The following is a 19,520-nucleotide window of genomic DNA, read 5'->3' on the forward strand; positions in this document are numbered from 1 at the left end:
CCCGCCCCCTCGGAAGGGGGGAACGCTGACATACGGGCCGCGCGCATCGGGTCGACTGTCTGTGACCTCTACGGGCCGATGCCGATCGAGCACAGGTCGAAAACGCTGCCCGCCATGCCGGGTGCCTCTCACGCCTCTGTGTTGAGGGAAAACGCCGCAATGCCGACCTCCCGAGGGTGTCAACCTGGGGAGGTCGGCATTGGCGTTCTTGCCTCGCCGTGCAGTGCCCAGCACCGCTTTCACCGCGGCGACCAGCGGCTCTGCTCGGTCCTACTCGGTCCGCAGCGCGGTGGCGGTCCGCGACCGGGCCGCCCAGCCGGCCGGCAGCAGTGCCCCGAGCAGGGCGATCACGATCCCGCCGGCCAGCAGGGGGATGAGCAGCCCGGCGGTGTAGACGTGGGACACGCTCGGCGGCAGGTGCCGGCCGATCGCGTTCCCCATCGGGGTCAGCGTCGCCTTCTCCACCGCGACCCCGAGCGGGACCCCGATCAGCCCGGCGATCAGGCCGGTGAGTGTCACCGAGGCCAGAACCATCGCAATGGTCTGCTTGGGTGTCATCCCGAGGGCCTTGAAGATCCCCAGATCATGAACCCGCTCCCGAGTGTCCTGCACCACCATGCTCAGCACCCCGAGCGCGGCGACCGCCATCATCATCAGCGTGAGCGTGGCCACCAGGGCGCCCATGGTGATCACTATGATGTTCTTGCCCCCGCCCGAGTTCGCCTGGACCGAGGCGTTCAGCGGGGTCAGCGCGGCGGCGGCCGAGGTGGACCAGTCCGATCCGCTGACGTTCGAGGCCAGCTCGACGTTGAACTGGTCGATGCGCGGGGTCAGACCGGCGGCGGTGAAGGTGGCCGCATCCGTCATGACCGTGTAGTCGCCCTGGTTGGTGTCGAAGTTGATGCCGACGACCTTCAGCGACCGTTGCTTGTTCTGCTGCACCACGGTGACGTCGTCACCGACGTGGATCCCCACCGCCGAGGCCAGCTTGTCGCCGACCACGGCCTCGCCGGGCGCCGAGTACCAGCGGCCGGACAGCAGCTCCAGGTGCGTCCAGGAGAAGTCGCCGGTGACCGTGAACACCCGCGTCGGTTCGCCGCCGGGCGGGGCGCCGACCATGGTCGCGCCGCTTTCGCCCCAGCCGAACGCGGCCTTCGTGCCCGGGATCCCGGCGAGCGCGGCGGCCACCTTGGCGGCGTCCAGGTGCGGGGTGCGCGGGTCGTTGGGGCCGTAGAGACCCCAGGGCACGCCCACGTCGGCGGTGGGTTCCACGAACTCCGACGCGACGTTGAAGCCTGAGGTACTGGTGTCCAGGTACTTGTTGAACCCGGACTCCAGCCCCACCGCGAACGTGGCACTCACCACGCCGAACAGCACCGCCGCACCGACCAGTACGGCCCGGGCCGGCCGGGCGAACGGCTGGGCCAGCCCCAGCGACACGGCCCGGGGCAGCGGCAGCCGCGAGGCCAGACGCTGCGCCGCCTGACCGCCCCCGGCCTTGGGGGCGCGGCCGACCACCAGAGCCCGCACCGTCGGCATCCGGCCGGCCCGCAGCGCCGGGATCACAGCCGTGACGCCGACGATCAGCAGGGTGCCCAGCGGCACCACGGCGCTGACCCACAACGGAATCGCGGCACTGGCCGCGCCGAGCTGCTTGGTGGCCCCGCCCAGGATCGGCACGGCCAGGAGGTTGCCGAAAACCGTGCCGAGCACCAGGCCGAATGTCGCCGGGATCATGGCCTGCGCGGTGTAGGCGCGGGCCACCTGCGAAGGGGTGAAGCCCAACGACTTCAGAATCCCGATGCGCCGGATTCCCGAGGCCACAGCCCCGCTGACCACGATCGAGATGATCAGCACCGACATGAACAGCCCGAGGAACCCGAAGCCGATCAGGAACGGCACGTAGGCCTTGGCGTTGCCGGTCGCCTGCTGCTCCGCGGTCAGGTACGACTGTCCGCCCTCGACCGCGCCGGCCGGCGCGGCGGCGGCCACCGCCTGCTTGTCGGTGGCGATGTCGGCGGCGGTCCCGGCCTTGGCGAACCGGTAGAGCATCTGCTCGTCGGACTTGGCACCGGCAGCGGTGAGCCGCGCGAAACCGTCGGCGGTGGCGAAGGCGGTCGCGCTGTTGGTCACCGAGTCGGCGAAGCCGACGACCTTGAACGACGGCTTGCCCGGCAGGGAGGAGAACACCACCGAACTGCCGAAGCAGTCGGCGGCATAGTGCTGCCGCGGAAGGGCGATCTCGCCCGGGCTCGTCGGCCAGCGCCCCTGGGTCAGCGCCAGCTGGTCCATCCCGGAGGTGCTGCCCAGGCCGGACCGGGTGGTGACGGTGATCGGACCGTTGTCGTGACCGGCCCAATCCTTCTTGGGACAGTCCGTGCCGACGGTCGTGTCCAGGGCGGCGGCGATCGGGTACGGTCCGGCCGCCTCGGTGACGCCGGCGGCGTGCGCGGTGGCGGCGGCCTGCGCGGCCGTGGCCTTCGAGCCGTCGAACTGGACCGCCAGGTGCGCCCCGTTCCGAGCGCTGAAGGCGTGGTCGAACGGGGCCTGCACGACGGCCAGCAGGCCGAGGGAGAGTACTGAGGATGTCACCGCGGCGAACGTCGTCAGGGCCATGACGAGGGACTGGACCCGACGACGGCCCACGCCGGAGCGTACGACCTTGCCCAAGGCGCTCACCGGCTCACCGCCGGCAGCAGGCGGGCCATGGCATGGAATCCGACCTCGAAGAGGCGCCGGGGCATCGGCGGCTTGCGCAGTGTCATCCGACCGCTCCCGTCGGACGGGTCGTCGGCGTGCCGGCGGCCAGGCCGGCACCGCGGCCGTCATTGATGACGTCCCGCTCGACCGCGCCGTCCACCAGCTCGATCGTGCGGCGCGCGGTGCTCGCGGCCAGCTGCACGTCGTGGGTCACCAACAAGATGGTCTGGCCCTCGCCGTTCAGGTCCAGCAGCAGCCGGCGCACGTCCTCGGCCGAGCTCGAGTCCAGCGCGCCGGTGGGCTCGTCGGCCAGCAGCAGCGCCGGCTTGTTCATCAGGGCCCTGGCCACCGCCACCCGCTGCCGTTGCCCGCCGGACAGCCGCTGCGGGTAGGCCTTGGCATGCCGGTCCATGCCCAGCGAGCCGAGCAGCTCGACGGCCCGCCGCTTCGCTTCGCCCTTGCCCATCCCGGCCAGCTGCGCCGGAACCATGACGTTGTCCAACACGGTCAGGTCGTCGAGCAGATTGAAGAACTGGAAGATCATGCCGATCGAGGCCCGGCGGTACTTCGCCGAACCGGCCTCACCGAGCCGGTCGACGCGGGTGCCGTCGACGGTGACGCTGCCGCTGGAGGGCCTGTCCAGGCCGGCGATCAGATTCAGCAGCGTGGACTTCCCGCTGCCGGAATGGCCGAGGATCGCCACGCACTCACCGGACGCCACGGACAAGGTCACGCCGGCCAGCGCGGGCGGGCCGTCGTCGTATTTCTTCGTCGTATCGCGAAGATCGATCAGCGGTGCGTTCGTCATGTCCACGAACCTAGGAACAGAACGCCATCCGTCGCGTCGGCCGGTGGATGTCACCGTTCCCCAGGTCATCGGCTCGGCGGTGTACGGCGCGTACATCGCCGGGCCGACGCGCGGAGCCGACGTCGCTGAATACGATCTCCGTATGGAAGAGCTTCTCCGGCGTCTCTCGACATCGAAGCGCGTGACCTGGCTGATGTCACAGGCCGCGGTGCTGGCCACCACCTCCTTCTACGCGCTGATGCTCGCCTGGACGATGCCGGCCTCTCGGACCGGGCTCTTCTTCGTGCTCGCCCTTCCGGTCCTGCTCGTGCGCCGTCTGCCGGCGGTGGTCTTCGCGGCGGTCCTGGGCGAAGCAGTCCTCGGCGACATCTTCGGCGCGCGGCCCTCGATCGTGTTCGTCATGCTCGTCGCCTTGGGCGGGTACCTCGCTGTCCGGCGGCCGAAGGCTGCCGCCGTCGGCTTCGTCGCGGCCGTCGCGGCCGCGTTCGTCAACGTCACCCACATCCCCGGGGAGACCGTCAGCGACGCGGCCCAGTTCGCCGGGGGGCTCGCGTTGTGGTTCGCGCTCGCGTGGGTCGTCGGGGGGGTGTATCGCAAACGCCGTGAATACCTCGAAGCCCTGCACGAGCAGAGGGCGGCCCGCGCCGTCCTGACCGAGCGGCTGCGGATCGCCCGCGAACTGCACGACAGCGTCGCGCACAGCATCGGGATCATCACGGTGCTGTCGGGAGCGGCGGCACGGGTCGTGGAGACCAAGCCCGAGCAGACGCGGCAGGCGCTGACCGGCATCGAGACCACCAGCCGGGAGACGCTGCTCGAGCTGCAGCGCATGCTCGGGGCGCTCCGCCGCGCCGAGCCGGACGACGCCATGCCGCAGGCCGCTCCGCTGGCGCCGGTCGGCAGCCTGGCCGACGTCCCGCAGCTCGCCGAACGCACGGCCGACGCCGGGGTGCGGGTCCACGTGACCTGGCGGGGCGAGCAGCGTCCACTGCCGCCGGAGATCGAACTGTCGGCGTTCCGGATCATCCAGGAGTCGGTGACGAACGTGGTGCGGCATTCCAGGGCGCGGACGTGCCGGGTCGCGGTCGGTTACGAGCCGAAAGGAGTGACGATCGAGGTGGTGGACGACGGGGACGACGGTCTCGGCGGGCCGGGCCGTCCGAGGCTCACCGCAGCCGGCGGGAGCGGCTTCGGCCTGCTCGGCATGCGCGAACGAGTGACGTTGCTGTCCGGCCAGTTCAGCGCCGGCCAGCGTCCGGAGGGCGGATTCCGGGTGACGGCGAGCCTCCCGGCATGAGCGTACGGGTGCTGCTGGCCGACGACCAACCCCTGCTGCTGGTCGGGCTCGCGATCCTGATCGGCGACACCGACGACCTGGAGGTGGTCGGCCAGGCCCACGACGGCCGCGAGGCGGTGCGCCTGGTGCGTGAACTGCGGCCGGACGTCGTGGTGATGGACATCCGCATGCCGGGCATGGACGGGATCGAGGCGACCCGGCAGGCGACCGCCGAGCCGGACCCGCCCAAGGTCTTGGTGCTGACGACCTTCGACCACGACGAGTACGTCTACGGCGCACTGCGCGCAGGGGCCAGCGGATTCCTGCTCAAGAGCATGGCTCTGGACGCGATCCTGGAAGCGATCCGCGTGGTGGCCGCGGGCGACGCGCTGATCGCGCCGAGCGTGACCCGACGGCTGATCGCGGACTTCGCCGGAACGACCGGCCCCGCGGCCCCCGCACCGGACCCCGGGCCCGCCGCGGACTCGAGTCCCATCGCGGGGATCACCGACCGGGAGCGCGAGGTGCTGGCACTGGTCGGACAGGGACTGTCGAACACTGAGATAGCCGAGCGGCTGGTGATCAGCGCGGCGACCGCGAAGACCCATGTCGCGCGTCTGTTCGCCAAGCTCAAGGCTCGGGACCGCGTCCACCTGGCGATCATCGCCTTCGAAACCGGACTCGTGCCGCGTAGACGGTAGGGGCAGGCGAAGCCGAACCGGCTGGCAGACCGGGCCTGGCTGCGGAAACTCGCTGACGGCCGATTCACGATCGCCTTCGAACACCGTCAACTACGTCGCCGACCTGCTGCGCGTCCGCCTGAAGGCGATCGGCTCCCGGTGGCGGTCCCGCTCGGCCGGACAGATCGCGGTGCTGGTGCTCGCGGTGCTGCGCCATATTCATTCGACGGTCGGTGCGGCCGCGCTCGCTCATCCGGAGGACCGCGGGTTGTTCAGCGGCGCTGGATGACGAGCCTGTTGTGCCGGAAGTCGAGGATCACGTTGCCGAACCGGCACAGCTCGTCCGAGCCCAGCAGGCCGGCCACGCCGATGCCGAGGTCGACGACCGACAGCGACGTGCTGTGCATGGGCAGCCCGCCGAGTGTCCAGTGGTGCACCCGGACGACCGGCACCATGCCACTGCCCGTCACCCCCTGCACGGGATGCTGCTGCCCGGTGCGCGGCAGGCCCAGCCGGCGCACCAGGCTGCGGTCCACCGACGAGTTGGAGGAGCCGGTGTCCAGCACGAACTCGTACGGCCCGTGGCCGTTGACCTTCATCGGCACGTAGACGAGCGTGCCTCCGTTCCCGCGGACCACCCGCATCGGCAGCGTGACCTCGTCCGGACGCATCGTCGGCGGGGGCGTCGGCGACGGCGGCGCGACCATCGTCCGGCCGACCGGACGCGGGGTCTGGATCGCGCCGACGCGAGAGTGGGCGCAGCCGATGGCGATCTGCAACGCGGCCGTCAGCAGCAGACCGGTGATCACAGTGCGGGACACACGACGGACGTTCCCGCACGAGGCTTTCCTTACCCGTAATCAGCGGCGCTGGTCACGTTACCGAAAGGGACGTTTTCGCTGTTCACGAGGGTTTCGTGCGCGCACGGACCCGTTCGATCACGGGTGCGAACGCGTCCATGAACGGGCCGTGGACGGTGTAGTAGGTGAACCCGAAGCGCTCGCGGTTCCGCAGCATCTGCTCGGCCATCTCCTCGACCGTGCCGATGAGCAGGAAGGGGGTGTCGAGGATCTCCTCGGCGGTCATCGTGTGGCCGTACCGCTCCAGCAGGCCCGCGGCGGCGGCCTCGCGGTCGTCGGTCTCCATGACCATCTGGACCAGCGCGTGCCACTCGATCTGCCCGGCGCGGTCGCCCGCCCGCTCACGGGCGTACCGGACGCGCTCGGCGGCCTCTTCGGCGGTGCCGAGCCGGAAGGTGCCCGGTGGCCGTCCCTTGATCTGGTACAGCCCGGCGATCGCGATGACGTCGGCGTGGTCGGCGGCGATCCGCAGGATCCGATCGCCCGTGCCGCCGACGATCAGCGGCGGTCCGTACCCGCCGAAGCCCTGCCGCTGGACGGGTCCGAACCGCGGCAGGCCCAGTGCCTCCCGCGTCGCCGCCTGCTGCGGGTACCCGTCCGAGGCGAACAGCCGCCCCAGTTCCTGGATCGTCGACTCCAGCCGGTCCGCGCGCGGGCCGAAGGACTCCCACGGGATGCCGGCCTCGTCGAACTCCCACTTCATGTGCCCGGAGCCGAGGCCGAGCTCCAGGCGCCCGCCGGTGAGCACGTCGGTCGTGGCCACCTCGCGGGCCAGCAGGGCGGGATTCCAGAACGCGGCGTTCAGCACGAGCGTGCCGACCTTCAGGCGTTCGGTGGCCGCCGCCGCGGCGACCAGGGCCGGGAACGGGGCGGCGAAGCCCAGGTGGTCGGCGGCGAAGACCGTGTCGTACCCGTACGCCTCGCCGCGCCGGCAGATCTCGATGAACCGTTCGCGTGAGCCGATGTCGAGGACGTTGAACGAGAACCGGAAGTCAGCCATGCCCATCACGCTGTCGCACCCCGCGGCCCGGCGCCATGGCCGTACGCCGGGGGCGGAATCGCCCGGAGCGGAACCGCGCTATTCCTGGGGCGGAGAGGAGGAGGCCGACGGGGGCCGCTTGTCGAGCGAGGCGAGGTAGGCGTTGTACTCGGCCAGTTCGTCGTCGGTCTTCCCCGCCGTCCGGTCGGCCTGCCGTTCGAGGCGCCGCGCCAGGCGCTGGTCGTCGGCGTACCACTGCAGCACCATCGCGATCAGCACGATGAACGTCGGGATCTCGCCGAACGCCCAGGCGATCGAGCCGCCGGTGTGCTGGTCGGCCAGCACCGAGGTGCCCCACGGGCGGTGCAGGGAGGTGTACCACCCGGCCGCGAGCGGCTTGCCGAGGTTCATCAGCGCGATGCCGAAGAACGCGTGGAACGGCATCGTCACGAACAGCAGCAGCATCTTGGCCACGTACGGCAGCTTGCGGGGTGTCGGGTCGACGCCGATCAGCACCCAGAAGAACAGGCTGCCGGAGGCGAGGAAGTGCACGAGCATCGCCAGGTGCCCGACGTGGGCGCGCATGAGGTAGCCGAACAGCGGCGTGAAGTACACCGCGTACGTGCTGCCGACGAAGATGACGGTGGCCGTGGCGGGATGGCCGATGAACCGCAGGGCCCGGCTGTGCAGGATGACCGTCAGCCATTCACGCGGCCCGCGGTCGCCGCGGATCGCGGCGGGCTTCAGTGCCCGCAGCGCGAGCGTCACCGGGGCGCCGAGCACGAGCAGGATCGGGCTCAGCATCGACAGGACCATGTGCTGGATCATGTGCGTGCTGAACAGCACCGGGGAGTACGTCGCGATCCCGGTCATCGTGACCGCGACGATCGTGAGCAGGCCGACGCCCCAGGCGATCGTCCGGCCGGGCGGCCAGGCGTCGCCGCGTGCGCGGAGCCGCGCGACGCCCGCGGCGTACAGGCCGCCGAGCACGACGACGAGCACGGCGAAGAACAGGTCCGGCCGCCACATCGTCGCCAGCCGGGCGACCGTGATCGGCGGCGGCATCGGGAACCCGATCATGCTGGTGACCGCGTCCTCGTCGAGGTTCACGGCGGGCGGGGCGGTGCGGGCGAGCGCGACGGCGACGCCGAGGGTCGCGGCCATGAGCAGGACCTCGGCCCCGGCGAGGCGGACGAACGCCCACGGCGGGCGGGTCACGGCCGGGCGGGCGTAGCCCTTGGGGTTGTGCGCCATGAGGGCCGGCAGGGTGCGCTCGCGGTGGAGGTAACCGAAGATCCCGAGAACGATGAACAGGGCCAGCTTGACCAGGACCAGCCGCCCGTAGTCGGTGGTGTAGAGCAGCGACGGGTCGGGCAGCCGGGAGAGGACGTTGGCGACTCCGCTGACGCCCACCGCGACGTAGCACCACAGGGCCATCCGGCTGAACCGCCCCGCGGCGACGCCGAGGTGGTCGCCGTCGTGCGTGGCGTGCCAGACGAGCGCGAGCAGTCCGCCCACCCAGGGCGACAGCGCCACGATGTGCATCGCCAGGCCGCTGATGGCCAGCTCGTGGTTGGGCGAGGACGAGGAGTGCCCGGTGAGCGGGGGCGGCAGCAGCGCGACGAGCGCCACGACCAGCAGGCCCGCCGCGCTGCCCAGTGTGACGGCGGTGCGGGCCAGCAGCGCGATGAGCGCGGCGAGCAGCACCACGAACATCAGTGCCGTGCCCTGCGGGATCTGGCCGACGTAGCTGGACAGCTCGCTGCCGCCGACGATCTTGCCGGCGGGCAGGCCGAGGATGTCGGAGACCGTGAAGATCAGCGTGGCGGCGGCGCCCGCCGCCCAGACGGCCGCGATCCACGAGGCGCCCCGCAGGTAGCGGACGGCCTGCGGGTCGAGCACGCCGCGCGTGGACGGGAGCAGGACCGCGGCGCCGAGCAGCACGCCGACGGTCAGCGTGCCGCCGGCCTCCATGACGAAGCGGGAGAGGGGCAGCCCCCAGCGCGTCAGCGTGCCGGCGTCGCTCAGCCCGGGGATCACCTGCTCGCGCAGCGCGCCGCCGAGGAGCCCCGCGGCGACCATGGCGCCGACGCCCGCGAGAGCGGCCACCAGCGCGGTGATCACGCCCTGCCTACGCACGGGCCCCGGCCTCCGGAGCGCGAAGGGCTGCTGGCGTGCGGCGCGGACGGCGCTCGGGCCGGTCAAGGTTTGTCATGGAGGCGAGGTCGATCTCTCAGAGGTGGACGGGCACCGGGGACCTTCCCACCTTATTCACCACCGGGCAACGGGCCGCGCCGAGTGGCCTTTTCGGCATGCCCACTTTACGCGTCAGGTCACTCTCACCGCTTCCCTTACAGGCCCGCGCAGGTCAGGGCGTTCCGGTACGCCTCGGTGCGGCGTTCTTCGTCGCCGGTCTGCGACAGCAGCTCGGCGAGGTTGAACCAGCCCTCGGCCGCCTCGCGGGAGGGCTCCATCCGCCGCAGGCACGCCATGGCCCGGTCGAGTATCTCGACCGCGGAGTCCGCGCGGCCCAGGCGGATGCGGGCCTCCGCCAGCACGACGAGCGCGCCGGCGGTGGCCGGGCGCGGCTCGTCGCCGAGCAGGTCGAGCGCCTCGGCGGCCCGGTCGGCCGCCTTGCGCGGCTGGCCGAGGGCGAGCTCGGCCCGGGCCAGCTCGGTCAGACACCGGGCGATGTCGATGCCGCCGGCCGCCGTGGCGGCCATCTCCCGCGTCGCCCGCTGCAGCTCGTCGCGGGCGCGTTCGGCGGCGTCCGGCCGGGCCAGGAGCATCAGCGTGCCGTACTCGCCGCGCAGGCGGCTGAGGTTGCGCAGGTCGGCGGCCTCGCCGAGCAGCGCCAGGGCGCGTTCCCCGTACGTCACGGCCTTCTCGAAGTCGGCCTGGTAGCGGGCGACGATGGCCGCCTCCCAGTAGGCGGCCATGCGGGCGGCCGGGCTGCCGATCGCGTCCGCCTGCTCGATCAGGCGCTCGGCGAGCTGGCCGCCGCTGACCAGGTCACCGCGTTCGAGGTAGGCGCCGACCAGTGTCGCGCCGAGCTTGACCGTCTCGTCGCTCCACGGACCGGGCCGGCCGGTGACGCGGGTGAAGGCGCCCTCGGCCACGGCGACGCTGCGCGCGGCGTCGCCCTTCTCCCGGTGGCAGCGCGACATCGCGATGTTGAGCCGGATCCATTCTTCGGTGTCGTAGTCCGGTGACAGCACCGCGGCCAGGGCCGCGAACTCCCCGATCGCCTCGTCGAGCCCGCCCGTCGCCTCCAGCGCGAGCGCGTGCGCCCAGCGGGCCCGCCGGGCGTACTCCGGCAGCGAGGAAAGGTCGGGGTCGGCCAGCAGCTCGCCGAGCCGGTCACGGGCCTCCGCGGCCTCGCCGTTCTGCAGGGCGATCTCGGCGTACTCGAGGGTCACGCGCATCCGGTCCTGGACGTCCTCGTCGATGCCGCTGGACAGGTAGGAGGGCGAACAGCCGAGCTTGCGGGCCAGCAGCCGCACGACGTCGGGCGTCGGTACGCGCTTACCGCTCTCGATCAGGGAAACGTAACTATCGGACAGCTCCGGGAGGGCCAACTGCGCCTGTGACAGACCCTGACGAATCCGCGTCATCCGGATTCTTTGCCCGAGTGTTACTTGACTGTCCACATTTACCTGCTTTTACTCGAACGCTTAATGGAGGCCGTTCGCATGAACCGACTCAAGAGAGCCGTGACCATGCTCGTGGTGGTGACCGGTATTTCGCTCGGCGCCGGGAGCACGCCCGCGACCGCCGCCGTCACCAGCGACGGTCACTCCGGTCCACCAGGAGTGTTCCACTGCTGCTGACGTCCTTCTCTTCAAAAGGATAGTTTTCTCCGGCTTCTACCAGAAGCATCTGGCGAAAGATGGCGGAGGCGCGTCCGCGGGGTCCAGCCGGCATCGGCCCCGCGGACCGACCCATATGCGGCATATCGGGAGATCTCGCCAAAGACCAGTGGCGGTTTCGTGAGATCGTCCCTGTCTCTTTCTCCTCCGCGCCTGCTCTACTGCGGTGAGGGGTAGGGACAGGAGGTGGGCGTCGTGACGCAGCAGGACGGTCCGTACGCGAGAGAGGGCGCGCCGGTCACCGGGCGGTCGTTCGCGGGCGGCGTCGGCGACAGCGCGGTCCGGCCGGACGGGGTGCTGAAGGTGCGGGGCGCCTTCGCCTACTCCTCCGACCTGTGGATGGACGGCATGCTGTGGGGCGCCACGCTGCGCAGCCCGTACCCCAGCGCCGTGATCCGCGGTATCGACCTCACCGAGGCGGTCCGGCTCCCCGGCGTGCACGCGGTGCTCACGCACGAGGACGTCCCCGGCGCCAAGCACTACGGCCTGGAGCTGCGGGACCAGCCCGTGCTCGCCATCGACCGGGTCCGCTACCAGGGCGAGGCCGTGGCGATCGTGGCCGCCGACCACCCCGAGACCGCCCGCCGGGCCTGCGACCTGATCAGGGTGGACTACGAGGTACGCGAGCCGGTGACCGACGCGCGGGCCGCCGCGCTCGACCCGGCCTGCCCGAAGGTGCACGAGCGCGGCAACATCGTGCGGCACCAGCCGGTGCGGACCGGCGAGGTGTTCACCGCCGACGTGGTCGTCACCGGCGAGTACGAGGTCGGCATGCAGGATCAGGCGTTCCTCGGCCCGGAGTCGGGGCTCGCCGTGCCGGCCGAGGACGGCGGCGTGGACCTGTTCATCGCCACCCAGTGGCTGCACGTCGACCAGGAGCAGATCGCGCCGGTCCTGGGCCTGCCCCCGGAGAAGGTGCGGCTCACCCTGTCCGGCGTGGGCGGCGCGTTCGGCGCGCGCGAGGACCTGTCCATGCAGGTCCACGCCTGCCTGCTCGCCCTGCGCACGGCCCGCCCGGTCAAGATCGTTTACGGCCGCGAAGAGTCCTTCTCCGGCCACGTCCACCGCCACCCGGCGACCCTCCGCTACGAGCACGGCGCCGACCGGGACGGCCGGCTGGTCTACGTCAAGGCCGAGATCGTCCTGGACGGCGGGGCGTACTGCTCCTCCACGCCGGCGGTGGTCGGCAACGCCGCCTCGCTCGGCGCGGGCCCGTACGACGTGCCCAACGTCATGATCGACGCCTACGGCGTGTACACCAACAACCCGCCGTGCGGGGCGATGCGCGGCTTCGGCGCCGTGCAGGCCTGCTTCGCCTACGAGTCCCAGATGGACCGCCTCGCCGAGGCGTGCGGGCTGGACCCAGTTGAGATCCGGGTGCGCAACGCGCTGTCGGAGGGCTCACGCCTGCCGACCGGGCAGGTCGTCGACATGCCCGCGCCGCTCACCGACATGCTGCGCCGCGTCCGCGACCTCCCGCCTCCTCCGCCGTCCGACACCGGTGACCTGCGGAACCTCCCCGGCGGCGTGTCCAACACGACGCACGGCGAGGGCGTCGTCCGCGGCGTCGGGTACGGCATCGGCATCAAGAACATCTGCTACTCCGAAGGGTTCGACGACCTGTCCACCGCCCGGGTGCGGCTGGAGGTGTCCGGCGGCGAACCGGTCGTGCTGGTGCACACCGCCGCCGCCGAGGTCGGGCAGGGCCTGGTCACCCTCCAGGCGCAGATCGCCCGTACCGAGCTGGGCGTCGACCAGGTGACCGTCGCGCCCGCGGACACGACCGTCGGCTCCGCGGGCTCCTCCAGCGCGTCGCGCCAGTCGTACATGACCGGCGGCGCCGTGCGCGCCGCCTGCGAGGCCGTACGGGAGCGAGTGCTCCGTCTCGCCGGCATGCCCGGCGGCACGCTCCGCGGCGGGCACGTCGTCGCCGGCGACGTCGCGGTCCCGCTGGCCGAGGTGCTCGGCGGCCGGGCCGTCGAGGAGACGCGGGAGTTCCACCACCGGCCGACGGCGCCGCTGGACCCGCGCACCGGTCAGGGCGACTCCCACACGCAGTTCGCCTTCTGCGTGCACCGGGCCGTGGTCGACGTGGACGTCGAGCTGGGCCTGGTCAAGGTGGTCGAGCTGGCCGCCGTGCAGGACGTCGGCAAGATCCTCAATCCGATCGCGCTGGAGGGCCAGATCCACGGCGGCACGGCCCAGGGGCTCGGCCTCGCGCTGATGGAGGAGGTCCAGGTGCGGGACGGGCGCATCCGCAACCCCTCCTTCACCGACTACCTCATCCCCACGATCCTCGACATGCCGCCGATGCGCCTGCGGATCCTCGAACACCCCGATCCGCACGCGCCGTACGGGCTTCGCGGCGCCGGCGAGCCGCCGACGCTGTCCTCGACGCCGGCGATCGTGGCCGCCGTCCGCGACGCGTGCGGCGCGCCGCTCACGCGGGTGCCGGTGCGCCCGGAACACATCGTGGGGGCGTACGTCCGCGGAATCCCGGTCTGAGACCTTCGTGGCCTTCCATGCGCCGGGTGGCCGATCCTCTAATCTGCTCCGCATCGCCCCCCGATCGGAGGTTTCGCAGTGCTCGTACACCCCTGGGACTCGGCCGAGGACGACGAATGGCGCGCCTGGCTCGCCGGGCGTGACTTCGGCCAGCTGATCGCCGGTGGCCGCGACCGCGACCTGCCGGTCGTGGTCCCCACCCACTTCGTCTTCGACGGCGAGCGGACCGTGTGGCTGCACCTCGCGCGGCCCAACCCGGTGTGGGAACCGCTCGGCGAGCGTCCGCGCGCCCTGCTCACCGTGATCGACGACTACACCTACATCCGCTCGGACTGGAACACCGCGCCCGGCGACGCGATCGAGCGCGGAGTGCCGACGTCGTACTACGCGACCGTGCAGCTGGCCTGCGACGTCCGCGTCGTGGACGACCCCGCGGAGAAGGCCGCGATCCTCGACCGGCAGCTCGCCCACTTCGAGCCGGGTTCCGGCCGGCTCCCGGTCGCGGCCGAGGAGGACCCGGACCGGCGGCTGATGCCCGGCATCCGCGGGCTCGAGCTGACCGTGACCGGCGTGCGGGCCAAGTTCAAGTACGGCGGGAACAAGGAGGCCGAGCACGTGCGGGAGATCGCCGACCGGCTCGAGGAACGCGGCACCCGGGCCGACATCGCGGCCCGCGACCACGCGCTGCGGCGCCGTTAAGTACCGCCCGGAAGGCACATATAGATAACGTTAAGAACAGGTGTGCCGGGAAGTCTGGTCGGCGCTGTCCTTGGTGTCCCCAATGGGAAGGCAGTGCCATGACCGACGTCGAGCCCTTCGGCCGGGCCATCCTCCTGGTCGCGCTGATCGGCACCCTGGCGGTGCTCTCGAGCCGGTTCGGCGAGCGGCTACGGGTACCGGCGCCGGCGATGTTCCTGGTGTGCGCGGCGGTCGCCTCCGACATCTGGCCCGGCCTCGGCAGGGTGGGGATGCCCGTCGTCGAAGAGGTCGTCACCGTCGCGCTGACCGTGATCCTCTTCGACGGCGGCATGAACATCGGCCGCCGCCGGTTCCGCTCGGCGGCCGGGGCCACGCTGTGGCTCGGGGTGGCCGGCACGCTCGTCACCGCCGTGGCCGTGGCGGTCCTGGCCCACGAGGCGTTCGGCCTCGACTGGCGCATCGCGATGCTGCTCGGCACCGCGCTCTCCCCCACCGACCCTGCCGTGGTCTTCTCCGTGCTGGGGCGGCGGGAGATCGCCGGGCGCACCGGCACCCTGCTGGAGGGCGAGTCGGGCGCGAACGATCCCGTCGGCATCGCGCTGATGGTGGCGCTGCTGGGCGCCGGCGGCGCCGGCTGGCACTCCGCCGGAGAGGTCGTCGTCGAGTTCTGCCGGCAGATGGTGATCGGGGCGGCCGTCGGCGTCGCGGGCGGCCTGCTCCTGCTGACCTTCATGCGCCGCGTCCCGCTCCCGTCCGGGGGTCTGTACGCGCTGCGGGTCCTCTTCGGCGCTCTGGTGATCTACGGACTGGCGACCGCGGCGCACGGCTCGGGCTTCCTGGCGGTGTTCACGGCCGGCATCGTGCTCGGCGACGAGCGCGCGCCGTACAAGCGGGAGATCGAGCGGTTCCACTCGTCGCTGGCGAGCCTCGGCGAGATCGTCGCGTTCACGATGCTCGGGTTGACGATCAAGATTCGCGACCTGCCGCACGGTGGGGCGATCTGGATCGGCCTGCTGCTCGCGCTCGCGCTCGCCCTCGTCATCCGCCCGGTCTTCGTCGGGCTCGTGCTGCTGCCGGTCCGGCTCCGGCGGCAGGAGCGGATCTTCGTGCTCTGGACGGGGCTGAAGGGCGCGGTGCCGATCCTGCTCGGCACCTTCATCGTGCAGGCCGGCGTGCCGGACGCGTCGCGGGCGTACGCGATCATCTTCGTGGTCGTGGCGTTCTCGGTGATCGTGCAGGGCGGGACGGTCCCCACTCTCACGCACCGGCTGGGCATACCGCTGCGGGTCGTCGAACCCGAGCCCTGGAGCCTGGGCGTACGCTTTCAGGAGGAGCCGGAGGGGCTGCACCGCTACCAGGTCGCGCCGGGCTCCGCCGCCGACGGGGCGACCGTCGACGAGCTTCCGTGCGGCGAGGACGCCTGGGTCAGCTTCGTGATCCGCGAGGGCCGCCTGGTCCCGGTCCGCTCCGGCACCGAGATGCGGGCGGGCGACGAGGTGCTGGTCCTGGCCGACGACGCCCCGCATCTCGAGACCGTCTTCACGAAGGCGGACGACACGCCCGGGACGTGACAATGTGTCAGCATCCTTGGGAATAGCAATACATGCTGCTCATCGCGCTCCTGGTCATCCTCGTCGCACCCTTGGTGAGGAACATGAACTGAGGAGGCATCGTGAGGGTCGGCGTACCGCGCGAGATCAAGAACAATGAGTACCGCGTCGCCGTGACGCCGGCCGGCGCGCACGAGCTGGTGCGCCACGGCCACGAGGTCTTCGTCGAGCGTGACGCGGGCGCGGGCTCGAACATCCCCGATGAGGACTACATCGGCGCCGGGGCCAAGATCCTCGAGACCGCCGACGACGTCTGGGAGACGGGCGAGCTGATCCTGAAGGTCAAGGAGCCGATCGAGCCGGAGTACCACCGGATGCGCCGGGGGCAGACGCTCTTCACCTACCTGCACCTGGCCGCGTCGCGGCCCTGCACCGACGCGCTCCTGGGCTCCGGTGTCACCTCGATCGCCTACGAGACCGTGCAGCTGCCGAACCGGTCGCTGCCGCTGCTCGCGCCCATGTCCGAGGTGGCCGGCCGGCTCGCTCCGCAGGTCGGCGCGTACAACCTGATGAAGTTCAACGGCGGGCGCGGCGTGCTGCCCGGCGGTGTGCCCGGCGTGGCTCCAGCCAAGGTCGTGGTCATCGGCGGCGGCGTGTCCGGCCTGAACGCCGCCCAGATCGCCGTCGGCATGGGCGCCGACGTCACGATCATGGACGTGAACATCGACCGGCTCCGCCACATCGACTCGATCTACCAGGGCCGGCTGAAGACCCTGATGTCCAACACGTACGCCATCGAGCGTGCCGTGGTCGACGCCGACCTGGTCATCGGCGCGGTGCTGATCCCCGGCGCGAAGGCGCCCACGCTGGTCTCGAACCACCTGGTCGCCCGGATGAAGCCAGGATCGGTCCTGGTCGACATCGCCATCGACCAGGGCGGCTGCTTCGAGGACTCCCGTCCGACGACGCACGACGAGCCGACCTACACGGTGCACGACTCGGTCTTCTACTGCGTCGCGAACATGCCGGGCTCGGTCCCCAACACCTCCACGTACGCGCTGACCAACGTGACCCTGCCGTACGCGCTCGCGCTGGCCGGCAAGGGCTGGCGGCAGGCCGTGACCGACGACCGCGCGCTGGCGCAGGGCCTCAGCACGCACGAGGGCCGTCTGACCAGCTACCCGGTCGCCGAGGCGCACGGCCTCGACCACGTGGAGCTGGACGACCTTCTCGTCTGAGGGCCGGGGCGAGGGAAGCGGCACGTCCCGGTCCCGTAGTGTGCCGCGTATGGGGGAACTGATCCTGTTGCGGCACGGTGAGACGGAATGGGCCCGTGAGGGCCGGCACACCGGCCGTACCGACGTGCCGCTGACGCCCGAGGGCGAGAAGCAGGCCCGCGCGCTCGCGCCGCTGTTCGCCGACCGCCGGGTCGCGCTCGTCCTGACCAGCCCGGCCGAGCGGGCCCGGCGCACCGCGGAACTCGCCGGGCTCACCGGCGCGGAGACGGACGAACGCCTGTGGGAGTGGGACTACGGCGCGTACGAGGGCCGGAGCACCCCGGCGATCCGCGAGGAGCGGCCCGGCTGGTACCTGTGGCGTGACGGCGTGCTCGACGGTGAGACGGTCGAGCAGGTCGGCGCGCGGGCGGACGCGGTCCTGGAGCGCGTGCGGCCGGCGCTGACCGGGAGCGACGACGTGGTGCTCGCCGCGCACGGGCACGTCCTGCGCGTCCTGACCGCCCGCTGGCTGGGCCTGCCGCCCGCCGACGGCCGGCTGTTCCGCCTCGGCACCGGCACGCTGTCCACGCTGGGCACCGAACACGAGCAGCCGGTGATCGGCTCGTGGAACCTCCCCCCGCGGCTCTGACGATGGACGACCGCTGATGGTCGGGGGTCAGTCGCCGGAGTGACCCCAGAAACAGATCTCCTGAGGCCGGCCCCGGTCGTCGTGCAGGACCGCGCAACGGCCCATCCACCGTGCGCGGGGAAAGACGTCGAACTCGGGGACGTGGGCGCGGGTGAGCTCTCGCACCCCCAGGTGCCGGAACGCCTCATCGGCCGACACCGGCTGCACCGTGTTGTAGTCCGGCTGCTCGGCCGGTCCGATCACCCGGAAGATGTCCAGGATCGAGTGCGTACCGGACTCATGCACCCACTCGTCCTCCCACAGCTCCTCGATGGTCGCCGGCCACGGCTCACGGTCTTTCTCAGGACGCCAGTCGGCTCCCTTCACCCAGTAGTAGGCACGCTCTTCGAACACCTTGTGCCGCAACCGCCGCAGAGCGTCCTGTAGATCCTCCTGATACGGCACGAAGTACTGCCAACTCGAAGCTCCCACGGCACCCTCTTCCGTTCGGACCGACCAGGGCGAAGCTAGCGTCCCGCACCGACAAACGCCGCCCAGGCGTTCAGGCCGTCCTCGGTGAGGACGTGGTCGAGCGCGGCGGCCGCCGCTCCGTGGAGGGCTCCGGCCTCGCCGAGGGCGGCGGCGACCACCGGAGGCGGGTCGGCGCGGCGGAACCGCATGAGCCCGTCCGTCAGCGCGGCGGTGAACCGCGGCTCGGCCGCGGCGCGGAGGGGCTCCGCGAGGCCCCCGAGCGTGACGATGTCCGGGTCCAGCGCGTTGATCAGGCCGGCCAGCCCGCCGCCGAAGGCCTCGGCGGCCCGGCCCACCGCGGCCCGTACGGCCGGCTCGCCCCGAACCCGGCGGAGGGCCTCCAGAGCGTAGGTACGGGGGTCGCGCGGCGGAGGGTCGCCCACGTGGCGGGCGATGGCACGGCCGTCGACCGTCATGTCCCAGCAGCCGCGGGCACCGCACGGGCAGCGAAGTGCCGGGTCACCGAACGGCAGGTGGCCGAACTCCCCGCCCGCGCCGGTCGCGCCGTCGACCGGCCGGCCGCCGACGACCAGAGTGCCGCCGATGCCGACCTCGATCGTGATGTGCAGCGCCGCCACCGCGCCGGCGGCGGCGCCCAGGCGGGCTTCGGCCACGCCCGCGAGCGTCGCGTCGTTGCCGATCAGCAGCGGCGTCCGCGGGTCGGCCGTGAGCGCGCGGAGATCGACCGCGTCCCACCCGAGGCTTGCGGCCTGGACGACGCCGCCGCTCCGGACGGTCGCCGCGACCGCCACCGAGACCGCTCTGACGCGATGGCCGTGCCGGTCGTGGACCCGGCGCACCGCACGGCCGATCGCGGCGATCACGGCGGCCGGGTCGCGGTCCGCGTGTGCCTCCGCCTCGACGACGTCCGGTGCGCCGTCGAGTGCCGCGACCGCGCACCGCCAGTCCTCCTGCCGGATGTCGACCGCGATGACCAGCGGGCCCTCCGGGTGCGGGCCGAGCACGGTCGTCGGACGGCCCCTCCCGAGCGTCGCCGCCTGCGTCTCGGCGAGCAGCGCGAGGTCGCGCAGGCGGGCGGTGATCTCGGTGGCCGATCCGGTCGTCAGGCCGAGCCGGCGCGCCACCGCGGCGCGCGTCACCCCCGGTTCGCGCCGCATCTCCTCCAGTACGGCGAGCGCGCCGCGCCAGCGGGCATTACGGGCACGGACCGAGCCCGATCGGTTCGCGGGGCTTGCCATCGACACCACTCCCTCGTTT

The 19,520-nt window shown here is 71.9% G+C and carries 16 protein-coding genes; 8 read left to right on the forward strand and 8 right to left on the reverse strand.

Annotated elements, in window-relative coordinates:
* Positions 1 to 270: 270 nt before the first annotated feature.
* The gene (locus QSK37_RS02310; RefSeq protein ID WP_285617158.1) at positions 271 to 2,679 is read right to left on the reverse strand and encodes an ABC transporter permease; all 2,409 of its coding nucleotides are present in this window, start codon (positions 2,677 to 2,679) and stop codon (positions 271 to 273) included.
* 82 nt (positions 2,680 to 2,761) lie between these two features.
* Positions 2,762 to 3,508 carry an ABC transporter ATP-binding protein gene (locus tag QSK37_RS02315; protein ID WP_285617159.1) on the reverse strand — a complete coding sequence of 249 codons (747 nt, stop codon included), beginning with the start codon at positions 3,506 to 3,508 and terminating at the stop codon, positions 2,762 to 2,764.
* A gap of 142 nt (positions 3,509 to 3,650) precedes the next feature.
* Here QSK37_RS02315 and QSK37_RS02320 point away from each other — a divergent pair, with 142 nt between their 5' ends.
* Positions 3,651 to 4,805 carry a sensor histidine kinase gene (locus QSK37_RS02320; RefSeq protein ID WP_285617161.1) on the forward strand — a complete coding sequence of 385 codons (1,155 nt, stop codon included), beginning with the start codon at positions 3,651 to 3,653 and terminating at the stop codon, positions 4,803 to 4,805.
* The gene (locus tag QSK37_RS02325; protein ID WP_285617162.1) at positions 4,802 to 5,485 is read left to right on the forward strand and encodes a response regulator; all 684 of its coding nucleotides are present in this window, start codon (positions 4,802 to 4,804) and stop codon (positions 5,483 to 5,485) included. The genes QSK37_RS02320 and QSK37_RS02325 overlap by 4 nt, the downstream gene beginning before the upstream one ends.
* Before the next feature lie 251 nt (positions 5,486 to 5,736).
* Here the strand turns inward: QSK37_RS02325 and QSK37_RS02330 are convergent, their stop codons facing one another.
* The 4 genes from QSK37_RS02330 to QSK37_RS02345 form a co-directional block, all read right to left on the reverse strand.
* Positions 5,737 to 6,285, reverse strand: coding sequence for a retropepsin-like aspartic protease (locus tag QSK37_RS02330; RefSeq protein ID WP_285617164.1), 549 nt, complete (start codon positions 6,283 to 6,285; stop codon positions 5,737 to 5,739).
* Between the two features lie 82 nt (positions 6,286 to 6,367).
* The gene (locus tag QSK37_RS02335) at positions 6,368 to 7,324 is read right to left on the reverse strand and encodes a TIGR03621 family F420-dependent LLM class oxidoreductase (RefSeq protein ID WP_285617166.1); all 957 of its coding nucleotides are present in this window, start codon (positions 7,322 to 7,324) and stop codon (positions 6,368 to 6,370) included.
* Between the two features lie 78 nt (positions 7,325 to 7,402).
* On the reverse strand, positions 7,403 to 9,442 hold the full coding sequence (locus QSK37_RS02340) for a bifunctional copper resistance protein CopD/cytochrome c oxidase assembly protein (RefSeq protein WP_285617168.1): 2,040 nt from the start codon (positions 9,440 to 9,442) through the stop codon (positions 7,403 to 7,405).
* A 212-nt stretch (positions 9,443 to 9,654) separates the two neighbouring features.
* A complete protein-coding gene (locus QSK37_RS02345) occupies positions 9,655 to 10,953 on the reverse strand; it encodes a helix-turn-helix domain-containing protein (protein WP_285617169.1) in 1,299 nt (432 codons plus the stop codon).
* 42 nt (positions 10,954 to 10,995) lie between these two features.
* On the opposite strand from QSK37_RS02345, the gene QSK37_RS02350 reads away from it, so the two are divergent.
* The 6 genes from QSK37_RS02350 (at position 10,996) to QSK37_RS02375 (ending at position 17,792) form a co-directional block, all read left to right on the forward strand.
* Positions 10,996 to 11,133 carry a hypothetical protein gene (locus tag QSK37_RS02350; protein WP_285617171.1) on the forward strand — a complete coding sequence of 46 codons (138 nt, stop codon included), beginning with the start codon at positions 10,996 to 10,998 and terminating at the stop codon, positions 11,131 to 11,133.
* 234 nt (positions 11,134 to 11,367) lie between these two features.
* Positions 11,368 to 13,677: a xanthine dehydrogenase subunit D gene (gene pucD, locus QSK37_RS02355; RefSeq protein ID WP_285617172.1), complete on the forward strand. Its 2,310-nt coding sequence runs from the start codon at positions 11,368 to 11,370 to the stop codon at positions 13,675 to 13,677.
* A 78-nt stretch (positions 13,678 to 13,755) separates the two neighbouring features.
* Positions 13,756 to 14,376, forward strand: a complete 621-nt coding sequence (locus QSK37_RS02360; protein ID WP_285617173.1) for an FMN-binding negative transcriptional regulator — start codon at positions 13,756 to 13,758, stop codon at positions 14,374 to 14,376.
* A gap of 98 nt (positions 14,377 to 14,474) precedes the next feature.
* Positions 14,475 to 15,947: a potassium/proton antiporter gene (locus tag QSK37_RS02365; protein ID WP_285617175.1), complete on the forward strand. Its 1,473-nt coding sequence runs from the start codon at positions 14,475 to 14,477 to the stop codon at positions 15,945 to 15,947.
* 101 nt (positions 15,948 to 16,048) lie between these two features.
* Complete coding sequence (ald, locus tag QSK37_RS02370) at positions 16,049 to 17,164, forward strand: alanine dehydrogenase (RefSeq protein WP_285567001.1); 1,116 nt, start codon at positions 16,049 to 16,051, stop codon at positions 17,162 to 17,164.
* 49 nt (positions 17,165 to 17,213) lie between these two features.
* Positions 17,214 to 17,792 (forward strand): histidine phosphatase family protein, encoded by a 579-nt coding sequence (locus tag QSK37_RS02375; RefSeq protein WP_285617177.1) that lies wholly within the window; start codon positions 17,214 to 17,216, stop codon positions 17,790 to 17,792.
* Positions 17,793 to 17,819: 27 nt separating this feature from the next.
* Here QSK37_RS02375 and QSK37_RS02380 read toward each other — a convergent pair whose 3' ends face one another.
* Together QSK37_RS02380 and QSK37_RS02385 are read right to left on the reverse strand one after the other, a co-directional pair.
* Positions 17,820 to 18,263, reverse strand: a complete 444-nt coding sequence (locus QSK37_RS02380; protein WP_285617179.1) for a hypothetical protein — start codon at positions 18,261 to 18,263, stop codon at positions 17,820 to 17,822.
* Positions 18,264 to 18,298: 35 nt separating this feature from the next.
* Complete coding sequence (locus tag QSK37_RS02385; protein WP_285617181.1) at positions 18,299 to 19,501, reverse strand: ROK family transcriptional regulator; 1,203 nt, start codon at positions 19,499 to 19,501, stop codon at positions 18,299 to 18,301.
* Positions 19,502 to 19,520 lie beyond the last annotated feature (19 nt).

Origin of the sequence: Actinoallomurus iriomotensis (assembly GCF_030269445.1) — a bacterium.
In the GTDB taxonomy this organism is placed as follows: Bacteria; Actinomycetota; Actinomycetes; order Streptosporangiales; family Streptosporangiaceae; genus Actinoallomurus; species Actinoallomurus iriomotensis.